This window comes from Leptospira neocaledonica (genome assembly GCF_002812205.1).
Taxonomy (GTDB): Bacteria; Spirochaetota; Leptospiria; order Leptospirales; family Leptospiraceae; genus Leptospira_B; species Leptospira_B neocaledonica.
The window spans coordinates 1-14,756 of sequence record NZ_NPEA01000001.1 but is presented as its reverse complement, the minus strand read 5'-3'; the positions used below and the strand labels follow the sequence as shown (position 1 = coordinate 14,756).

Here is a 14,756-nt window from a genome sequence, read left to right as displayed (position 1 = left end):
CTTTCTTCCAAAAATTGACCTGTATGAGCTTGAATTGCGGGATCGTAGGACTTCCAAACGTAGGAAAATCAACCATATTTAACGCATTGACCAAGGCCGGTGCCGAAATGCAAAACTATCCGTTTTGTACCATCGAACCGAACAAGGGTATCGTGGAAGTTCCTGACACAAGATTGGACAGGCTCGTTGAAATTTACAAACCACAGAAAAAAGTCCCGGCAATCATGGAATTCGTGGACATCGCAGGACTCGTCAAAGGTGCAAGCCAAGGGGAAGGTCTTGGAAATAAATTTCTTTCTCATATTCGAGAAGTAGACGCAATCTGCCATGTAGTCCGTGCGTTCGAAGATGAGAATATCACTCATGTTCACGGCAAAATAGATCCGGTAGAAGACGCACAAGTTGTTACAATGGAACTTATTTTTGCGGATCTTGAATCGGTAGAAAAGCAATACCAAAAAATTTCCAGAAATGCAAAGGCCGGAAATAAAGAAGCACAAGAAGCTACTGCAGTTTTAGATAAAATCATGGTAGTTTTGAAGGAAGGAAAACCGGCAAGACTTGCGGATATTAAACCGGAAGAACAAAAACTAGTCAAAACATTCAATCTGATCACTTCCAAACCTGTTCTTTACGTGGCAAATATCACGGATAAAGCGGCTATCGCTAAAGAAAATCCGATCGTAGAATCCGTCAAAAAAATGGCCCAGGCAGAAGGCGCGGAAGTTGTCACTCTCTGCGGAAAATTCGAAGAGGAAATTTCCGGCTTAAGCAAAGAAGAACAATTAGAATTCTTAAGCGAGATAGGAGAAACAAGCAGTGGATTAGATAGAATGATCCAAGCAGCCTATAAACTTTTGGGACTCGTAACATTTTTCACAGCGGGAGAAGTAGAAGCAAGAGCCTGGACTACAGGTGTGGGAAGCACTGGACCAATCGCTGCATCTGTGATCCATTCAGACTTCGAAAAAGGATTTGTTCGCGCGGAAGTTATGAAATTTGAAGATCTGGACCGAACAGGAAGCCCGAACAAAGTAAAAGAAGAAGGTAAACTCAGGATAGAAGGAAAAGAATATATCGTTTTAGATGGAGATGTTATATTTTTCCGAGTAAACGCCTAAGCACCTCTGCCGCTACTTTCTTTACGATAAGAATTCGGATTCGTTCCGGTTAACTTTTTAAATTCCAGATAGAACGCAGATCTGGAACTGAATCCTGCTTTTGCACCTATCTCTGTGGTATTTTCGTCCGGAAATTCATTCAATAATACTTTAGCTTCTTCCACTCTATATTGATTGATAAGCGATGGAAAATTGGTCTTGAATTCGGTATTGATGAGTTCAGAAAGTTGGTGAATAGTAATCCCAAGTTCCTTGGCCATATGTTCTTCTTTTAAAGACTTGGTCAGATAAATTTTTTCGTTTTCCAGTAAGGATTCTATCTTAACCACAAAGTCTTTCACATCCAAGGAAGAAAGATGTGTCTTACGATTGGAACCTTCTTCTTCTTTTCTTCTCAATATCTCTCTGGACAATAAGGATACGAATACTGTCAGAGGAGGCAGGTAATACAATACTCCATATACTGCCATTCTATTATAAGGATAGAAGTCGAAATGGAAAATTGTTTTGTACAGATCCAGAAGGAGGAAAATCCCCCAAACCGAGATAAAAAACATTTCGTAGACAGTATTATTCCGTATGGAAGAAATATGAGTCTTTCCAAAATAGAATAACATACATCCGTAATTAAGTACTAAAACTAAAATCCTATGATCATACCAGAATTGATAAAGTGGGATGAGAGGGTATAGGATCCCTGCAAAACACACTAACCAGAAGAATGGAGATCTATATACTAGGCCTGCATTTTCCTTATTCCACGCTGCCAAATAAAAGAAGAAGGCGATATGAGTGATTCCCAAAAATAGAAAGTAGTTATGACGAAATAGATTGTTCTCATTTCCTACGATGGATGCAAATTCCTTTCCATGCAAAAAATATAACGTGGCTCCCACTGCAGTTAAATGAAAAGGTAAGGCCAAAAACAAAGCCTTTCTGGATTTAAAATACAGGTACAAATTATATCCAAAAGCTAAAAGAAGTACAAATCCTACGCTCAAAAAGAGAACGGACCGTAATCTTACGATCACCATATAATCATCTTCTGATAATAATCGAACAGGAAAGTTGATATCCTCGTTGGACAATACGTAAAGATAGAAGATCCGTTCTTCCTTCGGTTCCAAACGTATATTAAAATGGGGAAGTGGGGAAATAAAATCGTTCCAGATCGGATCCAGGTCGTAACCTGCAAATCCAGCCTCGAAATTTCCCTTGGAGTCCACGGAACAAAGTTCTGCGTCAGGCACATTCAACCAAAGTAGAGCCAAAGTTCTGTGGAGTTGTTCCTTTCCATCATTCGCAAGCCTAAATCTCAGCCAATTTCCGGATGAACTCCTTTTTAAACGTAAAACATTTCCTGCATTATGATGCCATTCCAATTGGTGGAGAGAGGAGATAGTTTCGGGTTTACAATGGCGAAACTGGTAACCTCTGTACCTGTACTCCATTTTTGAACTAATATTTTCGACAGGGGAAGAAGGGGTTAATCGAATGGTTTCTACAGTAGGAAGGGTAGGCGCCGCATATAAATTTGCTCCAATTGCAGCAATAAGGCCCAAGAAAAACAAAATAAGAAATCGAAAATAGATATTTGAGAAGTAAGGATTTCGGATTCTATTACTGGATTGTTTCATTTAAGCCTGATACCAGTTAATCCCTTTTCAGGTAGGATACCAGGTATTTTTCCTCAGTCATTTCATTTTTTATCAAAATTAATACCTGGGTCGAATTTCGTTCAAATTTATAAGAAATTCCAAAAATATAAACCCACCTATCTAAATTTATAATCTTGGAATTCCTAACTCTCCTTGTTTGTGTTAATCTTCGGGAACAAAAATGAAGCCAGAAAGAGAAGGTATTGGGGACAATCTTTCTAAATCTTCCTAGGAAAAACTAATTTCATTTCCTTTGACAAATTAGCCCTAAAGTATGATGCCAGGCTGTCATTAAGTTTGCAAATTTCAAATAGCCTGCTCATAATTTAAGCAAGATTAGTCCAAAGGTATAATTCTTAGAAAATTTTTCCTAATTCAGAATTTTTTAGTGTCCAATTTTATAAGTTTGGAAGGTCTTGTATTATATAAGTTCGTCTCCTACTTAGGAAGAGAGCTAAAAAAGTCGGGAAACCTGGACAACAAAACCCGAGGAGAAAAACCAAATGGTAGATTCGGCGATTATACAGAACATACTTAACCCACCGGTACTGTTCTTCTTTTTAGGAATGGGAGTCATCATCTTCAAATCAGATTTGGTGATCCCTGAGGCTTTATCGAAATTCTTTTCGATGTATTTACTTTTCGCGATCGGATTTAAGGGAGGCCATGAACTTTTTAAGACCCCTTTTAGTTCCGAACATGCATTAACCTTATTAGCATGTAGCATCATGGCAACTTTAGTGCCGATCTACGCGTATTATATTCTTAAAGTTAAATTAGAAAAGCATAACGCTGCTGCTTTGGCCGGATCGTTTGGATCTATCAGTGCGGTGACTTTCGTAACTGCAGGTGCTTATCTTCATAATTTGAATATCGAATACGGTGGTTTTATCGTAGCAGGTATGGCTCTTATGGAATCTCCAGCGATCGTAATCGCAGTTATTCTGGACAGACTTTCTAAGAATAAATCAAACGGTGGCGGATCCATTAATTGGAAAGCTCTTCTTCACGAAGCGTTATTCGGATCTTCTATCTACCTTTTAGTAGGTGCTTTGATCGTAGGATATTTGACTGGAGACAGTGGCTGGAACGCTGAGAAACCGTTTACTGAGGACTTATTCAAAGGAATTTTAACATTCTTCCTATTAGACATGGGAATTTCCGCAGCAAAAAGGTTCAAAGAACTTACTCACGTAGGCTTCTTCCTAATTGCAGCAGCTATTCTTCTGATGGTGATCAACGCAAGCGTTGGATTATTACTCACTAAAGCGATCCACATGCCAGAAGGTGATGCATTGATGTTCGTAGTTCTTTGCGCTTCTGCTTCTTATATCGCTGTTCCTGCGGCAATGAAAGATATGATCCCGGAAGCGAATCCGAGCATCTATCTTACGGTGGCATTATCCATCGTATTCCCGATCAATATTATCCTCGGGATCCCATTGTATCACTACTTAGTTAAAGCTATCATGTAGGGTATTTTTCCCCTCCGGGAGTGAACTCTCGGGGGGATTATTTTTGCTTAATATAAAAAAATGTAAAATTCTTTGGACAAATTCCGAAATTTCGGATTTTTGTATCCGGTTTCGAATTTTGGGAGAATTTCCTAATATTCGAATCTACTAAAACACGGAGTACCATATGAAACTGTTTCGATTCATAAAGATAATCCACCAAATTCGACCAATTGGTAAATTCAGTTTGATTCTACTGCTTTTGACCATAGGCTCCCCAAGCGTATTTTCCCAAGCCAATAATAAAGGCACCGTAACAGCGGAACCTAGCCCAACACCTGTTACTGCAACTCCTCAAAAGTCTGCAGCGGAGGAAGAGGATAGCTATGTTTCGCCAATGAAATCCAGCGGCTTAACCCCAGATTTTACCAGGAGCATGTTCTTTGAACCAGAGTTAGGAAAAAAAGTCGCGAACCATAAAAAAGCATGGTTAAACGATTGGATCAGAGTAGGCGCTTACGTTCGTCCCAGATATGAGGATAGATACAATCTAGCATTCGATAAATCGAATAAGGGTTATACCTCTAGAGCAATGCAGACTTCCCAAGTCTTCTTTATCATTGATCCGAGCCCTTATTTTTCTGCAAAAGTAACCTTCCAAGATGCAAGAGTCTGGGGAGGAGAAACTCCGGCTAGCGTAGGAGATGTTCGTGCAAACGTTTTCGACGCAGCAGGAACGACTACTACGAGTAATCCTGCAGCTGGCGGAACCGGTACAACTATCCCAAGCCAAACCTCCATTCGAGAAGCTTTTATTCTTTTGAAAAAACTTCCCTTAGACGCGAAGGTTCAGGTAGGTAGACAAATTCTAGCCTATGGAGATCAGAGATTATTGGGTGGTGCGAACTGGACAATGAACGGTCTGTCTTATGACGGTGCTCGTATCATGTTCGATCAGGACAATTACAAGATCCACTTCTTCGGAACTAAAATTGCCGCAAATCAAAACGGTGTCAATGGTGTAGTTTCGGCTAACGCTCCGATTACAGTCACAGATCCTGTAACTAAAAAACCAACCGTTGTGAATCCAGGCCAGCCGGACCAATACATCGTAGGAACTTATAACTCAGTAACTGCAAAAGATTGGTTCACTCTGGATGTTTACTCCATCGGGCTTTTAACCAAAAAGACTGCAATTGCAGGAGCAAAATCAGATCTAGATCTTTATAATAACTCTTGGGCAAAACAACAAAGTGATCTGATCACCACCGGTTTCCGGATCACAAACAGGACTGCGAATAATAATCTTCCTAAGGACGGATTCTGGGGAGCTTGGGATTGGGCAATCGAAAGCGCCTGGCAGACTGGAGCCACAGGACAAAGAAACGTAAAAGATCCACTTTTGGATTCTTATGTGCAGCAGAATATTGCAGGGATGTCCGGACAAAGTTATGGCACCCAAGCTCAAAAATATTCCGGGTCTATGCATGTATTCCAAACCGGTTATACTTTCTTTGAAAAGTTAAGAGCAGGTTTCCAATATACATACGCTTCCGGAGATAATAATCGTACGGATGGAAGTAATGGAACTTTCCAAACTCTTACCAACCCTCGATTCGGAGTATTTCCATATTGGAATAACGTAGCAGGTCTTTCTGAGAATATTGATACTAAAAACTTAAGTTCTTATAATATCAATTTTTCGTATAAGACTGACCATTATGGAACATTCTACGCAGCATACATCATCAATAATAAGGTACAAACCCAGGATGCATGGTATGCGATCAATGGTACTGCGAACACAGGATCTTCTACCGAAAGTAACGGTGTTGGACAGACCACACTCACAGTAGGTGGAACAGGAAAGAATATCTATAACGAATTCGACCTGACCTGGATGTACGTAGTAAACGATTACGTTTCTATATGGATCGGAGGCGGTATCTTAACTGCAGGTAACGCAGTTAAAAATCAGAGAAACGCACTCTATCATTACAATACACAAGCGACCTCGACTGAAACTGCAGGTCTTCATTTGAACACTGGAGTTGCGACAGGAGCGAACGGAACAGCCTCTATGGCTCATATGTTCTTCTTCCAAGTGAACGCAGGCTTCTAAAAAAGGAAAACGTATGACAGTATTGGCTTATCTATCCGTCATAACTTCTCTCCTTGCACCTTTTCTAATAGGAAATGTGCTCGGAGTAGATTTTTTCGGGAAAGATAGTTCGATCGGTCTTGGGTTAGCTCTCCAAGCGATACTAGGTGGTTTCATATCCATATATGTATATGGATATGAAAAAGAAAGGAAGGCGTTAGTCATTTTCGGCTACGCCGTTTTTTTCCTTAGCACAGGGATTTGTTACCTGGTTGGAAAAAGTTTATGGTTAGTTCTCTTTTGGGAATTATCCACGATAAGCGCTTTTCTTCTTTATATTGGAGGCAAATGGAACGATGCCTCCATTCGTAGTTTTGTGGCCTTGGTCGCGGCGGGAGGGATAGGTGCCTTCTGTTTTACGTTTTGGATCTTTTCGAATGATCCAAGATCCGGATTATTCTTTCTGATCTTGGGACTTTTGATCAAGTCAGCATTTTTCGGAGTTCATTTTTGGCTGCCAGAAGCTCATGCTGGAGCACCTGCGCATGCTTCTGCGGCTTACTCCGGATTATTAGTTAATCTACCTCTGGTATTATTTTCCAAATTTGCCCTTCCACTTTTACCTGGAACCCATTATACAACCATATTGATACCGTTAGCCGGAATCGGAGTATTATGGGCCGGGATCACTGCATTATTCAGTAGAGAAGTCAAAAAATCCATCGCTTACAGCACGGTGGAGAATATGAACTTTTTATGGTTGAGTTTACTCATTTCCACTTATTGGCAATCGAGTGAGCAGGAAAGTTTAAGAATGCTTAGCAAGGCATTCGGGGTTCTTTTTTTGATTTCCTTGGTACATCATAGTATCAGTAAAACGTTCCAATTCTTATTCTTCGGATATCTTACCAAATTATCAGGTAGTTCAGAAGCCGATGAAAACACTGGAATTGGAAGAATCAGCGGAATTCCTACATTCTTAGCGGCGATCGGGACCATGAGCTTTCTTGCGATCCCAGGAACCACAGGCTTCTTATCAGAATCCACATTTATTAAATTATTATCCGCAGTTTTAGAAGTTACGGATACGAGTGCAGCACTTGTTCTTCCTCTTCTTATTTTGGTCTGCACAGGTTTAGCGGTAGGAGCTGCAGCTCACTTAAAACTTTTCCTTGGACTTGTTCTTTCCAGGCCTCGCACAAATTTCGAAGACCATGGAAAGAATACTACGATCAATGTTTCCTTATTCTTAACTGGTGCCTTGATACTGATCTCACCTCTGATCATCCTTAGTCTCACGAACTATTATGCAGTGAGAGTGGATTGGCTGGATTTCTCTTGGTTCAGAGGGATCGGGATCTTGAACGTAATCGGTTTAGTCATACTGTTAAGCGTAGGGTTGTTAGGACTCAGGCATAAAATCAAAGAGAGAAAACTGTGGGATTGTGGCGGCTTATTCGGCGGATCGGAGGTGGCGATCGCGAGTTCTGCTCTTTCCGATCCGCTAGCCGCTCCTTTAGGCAGATACTTTGCAGACAAAGCAGGCAATTCCAGATTAGATAAAGGGTTCATTAAGATTTTATTAAGAATACTTTCTTCTTTGAAAGCTAAGATCAGAGGAGCGGATGATGAATCCATCTCTGTGGACTTAACTTATTCTTCGTTTACTGTTTTATCTATTCTAATCGTAATCATTATCGTTCGTCTTGCGGAGGGAGACATATGGTCACAGCTACTTTCTTATTGGGCATTCTGATTCAGATTTTAGCCTTTATATCTCTTCCATTCTTATGTGGGGGTGTTCTCCAAAAGATCAGGGCTTATGCCCAAGGTAGAAAAGGTGCACCTGTTCTACAGATTCTTTATGACACAATCCGAATGATTAAAAAAAGTCCGATCGACGGTCCTTTTTCCGGATTTTTCTCAGAAAGTTCCGCGATATTCGCTTTTGCTTTCGGACTGGTCTTATGGTCCTTGGTTTCTTTCGAATGGGCTTCTTTATTACTGATTCCATTTTTAATCGGAATGATCCGATTTGCGACTGTGGCGTATGCAGTGGAAAACGGAACTTCTTTTGGTGGAATGGGTGCTGCAAGAGAAACTCTTCTTTTCATCTTCGGAGAACCCATCCTAATCCTAGTGCTTGTAGTATTAGAATCCAATGTAGTCTTCCACGAAAACTTCGCACATATTTCTTTTGCGATCTTATTCTTCTTGGGAGCTACTCTGATCGTTCTCTCCGAACTCGCCAAACCTCCGTTTGACGATCCGAGAACACATTTGGAACTCACGATGGTTCATGAAGCGATGTTATTAGAAGCTTCCGGAAGAACCAGAGCATTTTTCGAGCTGGCTCACCAATTTAAAACCGCATCCTTGTTCTTACTTCTGACCAAACTAGGACTGGAACATGTGGAAGTATTCTTAGGAGTTTCTTCCGTTCCTGTCTGGAAAGAATTAGCTTCCTTCGGAGGAGCCATTCTTCTTTCCGCGTTAATCGGTTATTGGGAAGCAAACAGTACCAGACGGAAATGGATCTGGATCCCGGAATTGCTGGGCTTGAATTTTATCTTCATGCTGATCTTGGGAATTCTTCTGAAACTAGGTAAATAAATATGAGCGCAGACCTTAGTTATCTTATCATTCTATTGACCGGTGTGGTCATTCTTTTAGAAAACAGGCTCAAGAGGGTAGTCATCCTTTTGGGAATCCAGGGTTTTCTTTTACTTCTACCTTTATACCAGGAAGAAAGTGGAGACGGTTTTCATTCCATCTTCTTAGCTGCGATGGTGATCGTATTCAAAGGTATCTTAACTCCGATCATTCTTTTTTGGACAGCGAGAAGTATACATTCTCCAGAATCAACTTTTCCTAAAGTAGGATATCTTCCTACACTCGCACTCTTGTTCGCGGGTGCAGCAGCATGTTACTTCTTCATGGATATAGTTTCAGCATTCTTTGGGAAGTCCCATCAATACGGATTACTTTATGTTCTTCTTCTGATCTACATCGGAGTGATCGGGTTTATTGTCAGAAGGAACTGGATCGGTGTAATTGCATGTTTCAGCATTTTTGAGAATGGGACATTCTTACTCACGCTCCTGCTAAAATCAGGTGTACCGATCGGAAGTGAGTTCGGATCTTTCCTGGATGCAGTCTTGATCATTGGAGCGGGTGCCGCCCTTAGGATCAATAGCGAACAATATAAGGGGGAAACTTCCAAATGAACTTCGATATTCTTTTAGGGATCGGAGCCGGAGTCTTCGTCCTAATTTTCCTAACCTATGTTTTAGCTCCTACAAAGAACCAAACAAACTTACTTTTCTGGTCGATATTACTCGTTATCTGTGCCGCGATCAATTTTGCAGTTTGGATCATACGAGACTGGAATGAAGAAGGTACTACATTACAATGGGTCTTGATAGAAGCGACCACCTTCGTGGGCGCGTTACTCATCTCTTCCAGTAGAACCGTAAAATCCTTCCCGATCGCTTGGAAATTTTTGCTGATCAACTCTTTTGGACTTGGTATCGCATTTTTAGGAATTATACTCATCCGTTCTTCCTTACATGTGATCAATCAGCCGATCGAATTTCTGGCTGCCAATTCTTCTTCTCATCCGGAAATCATTTGGGTGGAAATCGGTCTCTGGCTTGCGATCTTCGGATACACTGCAAAACTCGGGCTCTTTCCGAATCACGTATGGATAGAAGATACCTATGGAGAAAGTCCTACACAAGTCTCTTCTCTACTTTCCGCATTCATACCTGTTTCGGTATGTTTTGCACTAAGACCTTTCGTACATCTGGATCACCAACTTTTTCCTCATACATTCAGCGGGGCAGATGGTTTACTGGTCTTAGGAATATTAACGATTTTCTTAAGTATTTTTGCAGTATATGATCGTGATGATATCAGAAGGATTTCCGCAAAAGTTGCACTTTTCCATACGGGAGCCTTAGCTGTTTTTCTTTGGATGGATCTAAGCGAGACTGTTTTCTTGTTCATGATGGCGACTAACCTTGTTGTGAAATCTCTTTTATTCATCAGCATGGGAATCGTCAGAATGGACGCAGGAAAAAGGGAACTTCATAAGATTATACAAGCGGATTCGATCAATAAACCTGCATTGTCTCTATTCATCTTAGCATTGTTCTTAGCATTCGTGATGCCTGGTTCTCCTATATTCGTGACGGATATAATTTTGATTAAGGCAGGGCAGATCGGAGGAAAATCTTTCGTGATCTTGGTTCCGATCTTAGGGATCGTATTCTTCGGAGTGATGTTGTATAAACTTGCACCTCTATTGAATATCAAAGGAAGACCATTTTCAAAAGATCTTTCCACTATTCTTCGGATCAGAATGACGAACGGATTTTTCCTACTTCTACTTCTTCTCAGCACTGGTTGCTGGGGATTTTACCTGTTATTACAAGGTGTATTATGAAAAACGTTACCGGAATTTTTCACACTTCGGAAACGAAACAAACTCATCGTTTCTGGCTGACTCGGGATGGAATAGAGAAAGAAACTCTTTCTAAAACCGCAGAAAAAAGTTTATATGAGGATCATTCTAATCCGATTTGGATTCTCCGACATAGCTTAGGTGTTGACCAAGGTGCGGAAGATTATTCTTACATGGATTATGAGAGATATCTATCCCAAGATAGAAAACACCTTCTCGAAAAATTCATGACCAAGTCCGGGATTAAGGACTTAGTATATAGAGGGATCAATGTTCCTGTTCCGAATTCTTTTTATTCACATGCAGTTGGGCCAATCCACGCAGGAGTGATAGAACCTGGACATTTTCGTTTTATAGTAGAAGGAGAGGAGATCCGAAATTTAGATATTCGTCTAGGTTTCCAAAAAAGAGGCCTTCTAGAAAAAATGAAAGGCCTAAACAAGGATTCCATCTCTCCATATGCGGAAGCAATTTCAGGCGACTCTACAATCGCTTATGGAATCGCATTCAGTAAAGCGTTCGAAGAAGCTCATGGTATCCAAGTTCCGGAAGAAGTGAATTTTGCAAGAACTGTTCTTCTCGAAATAGAAAGGATCGCGATTCATATCGGGGATATGGGAGCAATTGCGGGTGACGTAGGTTATTATCCACTCCAAGGCGTATGTGCCATGCAAAGAGGAGTTCCCTTAGGAGTAATGGAAGCTCTAACAGGTTCTCGTTTCGGAAGAGGAGCCTTAAGCCCGGGAAAAGTTAGACTTAAAAAAGAACTTACGGAATCTTTCTTAAACGATCTAGCAAAAAGGATCCAAGATGTAACCTCCGATGTGGCAGGCCATTTCGAAAGAGCTGCTAACAAATCTACGAACAGAGAAAGATTGCAGATCTGCGGAGTAATCACACATAAACAACTCAAAGATCTAGGCTTTATCGGAATGGTGGAAAAATGTACAGGTTTTTCCAGAGATCTTCGTCATCACGATTCAAGTTATTCTCTCGCAGGAGAATCCATTAATTTGGATCTGGATGCAGGCCAAATGAGTGGGGATGCTTGGGCAAGATTCTATCTACGTTATGAAGAATTGAAGAATAGCGGGCGCTGGTTAGCTAAGGCAATTCCAGTATTAAAGAATTTTCATAAAGCATACGAAAGTTTCCAAAAAACAAAAGTTTCTAAACCGAAATCCGGAGTATATTTCGGCGCCGCGGAAGGATGGAGAGGTCCTGTTCTTATTTCCTTCTCCCTAAATTCTTCCGGTGATATTTCGGAAGCTTATGTGAGAGATCCTTCCGTTTTGAACTGGCACGCATTAGAACTTGCAGTCAGGGGAGAGAATATCGGGGATTTTCCTCTGAATAATAAATCTTTCAACCTCAGTTATGTGGGAGTGGATCTATGAAACAAATCCAGGAAATCATCAATATATTCCGTCCGGCAAAAAATCTAAATTTTGAAAAGATGGGGCCGACCAATCCGAATGCGAGAGGTATCCCAGTACCTTCTTCTAAAAAAGGATTTCATCTGGACAAATCTATAGAGAAGGTTTGTCCCACCGGAGGATTAAAAGTATCGTCTTCCAAGGAAGTAATATTCGATTACGGTGCCTGTTTACAGTGCGGTCATTGTGTAGAAGCCTCTTCCGGACAATTAGAAAACTCTGGATTTGTCCACGTATATTCAGTAGACAGAGAAGCATTAAAAGTACGTTATATAGATGGCATTCCGGCAACTTACGAGGAAGAAGTTTCCGAAAACGTAAAACAATTTCGTAAGATCACTAAAAACACTGGCTTCCAATACAGAGAAGTGGCAGCAAGTGGAAATAATGCAACGGAAGCGGAGATCAACGCTAGCTTTAATGCCGTTTTTGACAGCGAAGCAAGTATGGTAAGAGTGGTAGCTTCTCCCAAACATTCGGACGCAGTTGTCTTTGCAGGGCCGGTCGGACCCAATATGGAAATTCCCCTGCAAGTAGCCTGGGACACAACCCCGGGACCGAAGGCTCTGATTGCCTGCGGAACCGAAGCGGTTTCCGGTGGATTATTCCAAAGAGGAAAATTACCAAAAGAACCGGACCTATTTATCGGGGGGGATCCTCCTAGACCGGATGTAATCGTAAGCGCATTTCGATATTTGATGGGCAAGAAGAAGTTCTCCTTTAGAGAAGAACTCTCCAAATTCATTTCGGAACGACGCTCTAAATCTTAACTCCTAACTGGAAGCGTTTTACGCGGATATAATCATTTCACCTGCGTAAAATGCTTCCTTCGTTTTTAAACCAATTCCGGAAAACTTATCTTCTCCATTTATATCGGAGATCACATCTGTAGGATAAGAAATCCTTGGATCAGATTTTGTATGGATCGGATAAAATCTTTTTTGGTCCAGATAAGAATAAGTGGTCAAGATTACCATTTCCTGATTATGAAAGACTGCGTCCAAATTGCGGATCATAGTATTCACTCTAGAAGAAACGTTTTCATTAAAATCGTTCCAACTCCTAAGTTCTCCCGAAATTTCAACATTCAAATGAATGATAGCAGGGTAGGGCTTAGGATCATTTTGCCTGTTCTTTTCTAAAACTTTTTTAGCAACGAGTAGGGCATCCGTATCGTCCCCTCTTCCCGTTTTTACCAGAACCGCTTTATTTCTTTGTAATAGTTCGAAACCTTCTCCATAACAAATCAGTTCTTCTGCGTGATCCAAATGTTTCCAACGTTCTTCCGCTGGTAATTTAGAAAGTTTACGTTTTTGATTTAAAGTATAAGCCACATTCCAGATAATTTGGTATAACAAACTAGGAAGAAGTGTAGAAGGTAGATCCTTTATTCCGGAAAGTTTTTGGTAAACCGCATGAAATAGATCCGGTTGGATCAGTTTCTGAGATTCCATTTCTCCGGAAGAAATAATCGCGGAAATTTCCCGGATCAAAAATGACTTAAGGGAAAGAGAAGTTTGAAAATCAGCATAAAAATCAGGAACCTTTCCGGAAAATAATTCTTCTGGGGTCTTAAATCCCACATTTTTGGAAATGGCGGGATCCTTAATTTGGTATTTTAGAAAAGCAGAATGAAAAATTTCAGAAGGCTCGTTAAATCCAAAATTTGCCACTATTTCCTGAGAATCAACAGTAGTCCCGTCATCAAAGATCAAAGTTTCCGACATCAGATCCGTATTCGTGATCCCTTCGATCACATAAAGTTGTTCTTTAGAAAATACTTTTCTGACCGCTTCCGTCTGATCTTTGATAGCCGCACGAGCAGCTTCTTCGTTTCCTCCGTGGGCAGCACAACCTAATCCAGGGATATCTGATCTATGCATATATGCGATGAATAATGCAGGCATTCCTGGAGTGTTGCATAACGCATCGTTCACAACTCTATCAATACGATTCCAAAACCAAAAATTGTTTATATTGGTGGAGACGATATTTCCATCCGTTCTACCGAAACGGATCGTAGTAACAGGATATCCTTTTAACTTGCTTCCATGAACTCGTCCGTCTATACATTTAGTAACTAATACTTTAGGAGTTCTTAAACTAAATTCACGGATCACATGTTTCATTCTGTGAATCGTTTCAGATTGCAGAACGTTTTCTTTTAAATATTGATCTATGTATTCTTTTGCCGGTCCCAATTGAATTCTCCTATCTTTTTAAGTCCGTAGAATACTTTCCCAATCCAGCAAACTTCTATTTATAATTCTAGAATAATAAAATCCTCATCTCTTGGAAATCCATTTATATGCGACAGAAGAATGGTCATAAGTTGAATAAAAATAATACTCTTCCATTTGAATTCTTCACCTTATACTCAGCCTTTTTACATCCAAAATGAATGTTTTAAAAGATCGAAAAAAAGAGAAAAACTCAAAGAAATAGATACAAAAGTTATTTGACCGGTTGGGTGACGTAATTAATATGGTCTTTACGCCTGAAGGAGTTCGCCCGGGAGGGA

The 14,756-nt window shown here is 40.5% G+C and carries 11 protein-coding genes; 9 read left to right on the top strand and 2 right to left on the bottom strand.

Going from position 1 to position 14,756, the window contains the following annotated elements; genetic code table 11:
- The first annotated feature begins 23 nt into the window (after positions 1–23).
- Positions 24–1,121, top strand: coding sequence for a redox-regulated ATPase YchF (gene ychF, locus CH365_RS00055; protein WP_100766579.1), 1,098 nt, complete (start codon positions 24–26; stop codon positions 1,119–1,121).
- On the opposite strand, the gene CH365_RS00050 is transcribed toward ychF, so the two are convergent.
- A complete protein-coding gene (locus CH365_RS00050) occupies positions 1,118–2,758 on the bottom strand; it encodes a helix-turn-helix domain-containing protein (protein WP_100766578.1) in 1,641 nt (546 codons plus the stop codon). The two genes, ychF and CH365_RS00050, sit on opposite strands and share 4 nt — an antisense overlap.
- A 524-nt stretch (positions 2,759–3,282) precedes the next feature.
- Between CH365_RS00050 and CH365_RS00045 the strand changes: the two genes are divergently transcribed.
- From CH365_RS00045 to CH365_RS00010, 8 genes are all read left to right on the top strand, one after another.
- Positions 3,283–4,254: a sodium-dependent bicarbonate transport family permease gene (locus tag CH365_RS00045; protein ID WP_100766577.1), complete on the top strand. Its 972-nt coding sequence runs from the start codon at positions 3,283–3,285 to the stop codon at positions 4,252–4,254.
- Positions 4,255–4,420: 166 nt separating this feature from the next.
- Positions 4,421–6,355: an alginate export family protein gene (locus tag CH365_RS00040; RefSeq protein WP_100766576.1), complete on the top strand. Its 1,935-nt coding sequence runs from the start codon at positions 4,421–4,423 to the stop codon at positions 6,353–6,355.
- Positions 6,356–6,368: 13 nt separating this feature from the next.
- On the top strand, positions 6,369–8,090 hold the full coding sequence (locus tag CH365_RS00035; RefSeq protein ID WP_100766575.1) for a proton-conducting transporter transmembrane domain-containing protein: 1,722 nt from the start codon (positions 6,369–6,371) through the stop codon (positions 8,088–8,090).
- Positions 8,057–8,947, top strand: coding sequence for an NADH-quinone oxidoreductase subunit H (locus tag CH365_RS00030; RefSeq protein WP_100766574.1), 891 nt, complete (start codon positions 8,057–8,059; stop codon positions 8,945–8,947). Before CH365_RS00035 ends, CH365_RS00030 begins: the two co-directional genes overlap by 34 nt.
- Positions 8,948–8,949: 2 nt before the next feature.
- A complete protein-coding gene (locus CH365_RS00025; protein WP_100766573.1) occupies positions 8,950–9,561 on the top strand; it encodes a formate hydrogenase in 612 nt (203 codons plus the stop codon).
- On the top strand, positions 9,558–10,781 hold the full coding sequence (locus tag CH365_RS00020) for a proton-conducting transporter transmembrane domain-containing protein (protein ID WP_100766572.1): 1,224 nt from the start codon (positions 9,558–9,560) through the stop codon (positions 10,779–10,781). Before CH365_RS00025 ends, CH365_RS00020 begins: the two co-directional genes overlap by 4 nt.
- Positions 10,778–12,196, top strand: a complete 1,419-nt coding sequence (locus CH365_RS00015; RefSeq protein WP_100766571.1) for a hydrogenase large subunit — start codon at positions 10,778–10,780, stop codon at positions 12,194–12,196. Before CH365_RS00020 ends, CH365_RS00015 begins: the two co-directional genes overlap by 4 nt.
- Positions 12,193–13,005, top strand: coding sequence for an NADH-quinone oxidoreductase subunit B family protein (locus CH365_RS00010; protein WP_100766570.1), 813 nt, complete (start codon positions 12,193–12,195; stop codon positions 13,003–13,005). The genes CH365_RS00015 and CH365_RS00010 overlap by 4 nt, the downstream gene beginning before the upstream one ends.
- Before the next feature lie 18 nt (positions 13,006–13,023).
- Here the strand turns inward: CH365_RS00010 and CH365_RS00005 are convergent, their stop codons facing one another.
- Positions 13,024–14,436, bottom strand: a complete 1,413-nt coding sequence (locus tag CH365_RS00005) for a hypothetical protein (protein WP_100766569.1) — start codon at positions 14,434–14,436, stop codon at positions 13,024–13,026.
- Between the last annotated feature and the right edge of the window lie 320 nt (positions 14,437–14,756).

Bases quoted from the DNA above. Each gene is read 5' to 3' on its own strand.
- CH365_RS00025 (WP_100766573.1), top strand. From the start codon at position 8,950: ATGAGCGCAGACCTTAGTTATCTTATCATTCTATTGACCGGTGTGGTC.
- CH365_RS00050 (WP_100766578.1), bottom strand. From the start codon at position 2,758: ATGAAACAATCCAGTAATAGAATCCGAAATCCTTACTTCTCAAATATC.
- CH365_RS00010 (WP_100766570.1), top strand. From the start codon at position 12,193: ATGAAACAAATCCAGGAAATCATCAATATATTCCGTCCGGCAAAAAAT.
- ychF (WP_100766579.1), top strand. From the start codon at position 24: ATGAGCTTGAATTGCGGGATCGTAGGACTTCCAAACGTAGGAAAATCA.
- CH365_RS00040 (WP_100766576.1), top strand. From the start codon at position 4,421: ATGAAACTGTTTCGATTCATAAAGATAATCCACCAAATTCGACCAATT.
- CH365_RS00015 (WP_100766571.1), top strand. From the start codon at position 10,778: ATGAAAAACGTTACCGGAATTTTTCACACTTCGGAAACGAAACAAACT.
- CH365_RS00020 (WP_100766572.1), top strand. From the start codon at position 9,558: ATGAACTTCGATATTCTTTTAGGGATCGGAGCCGGAGTCTTCGTCCTA.
- CH365_RS00030 (WP_100766574.1), top strand. From the start codon at position 8,057: ATGGTCACAGCTACTTTCTTATTGGGCATTCTGATTCAGATTTTAGCC.
- CH365_RS00045 (WP_100766577.1), top strand. From the start codon at position 3,283: ATGGTAGATTCGGCGATTATACAGAACATACTTAACCCACCGGTACTG.
- CH365_RS00035 (WP_100766575.1), top strand. From the start codon at position 6,369: ATGACAGTATTGGCTTATCTATCCGTCATAACTTCTCTCCTTGCACCT.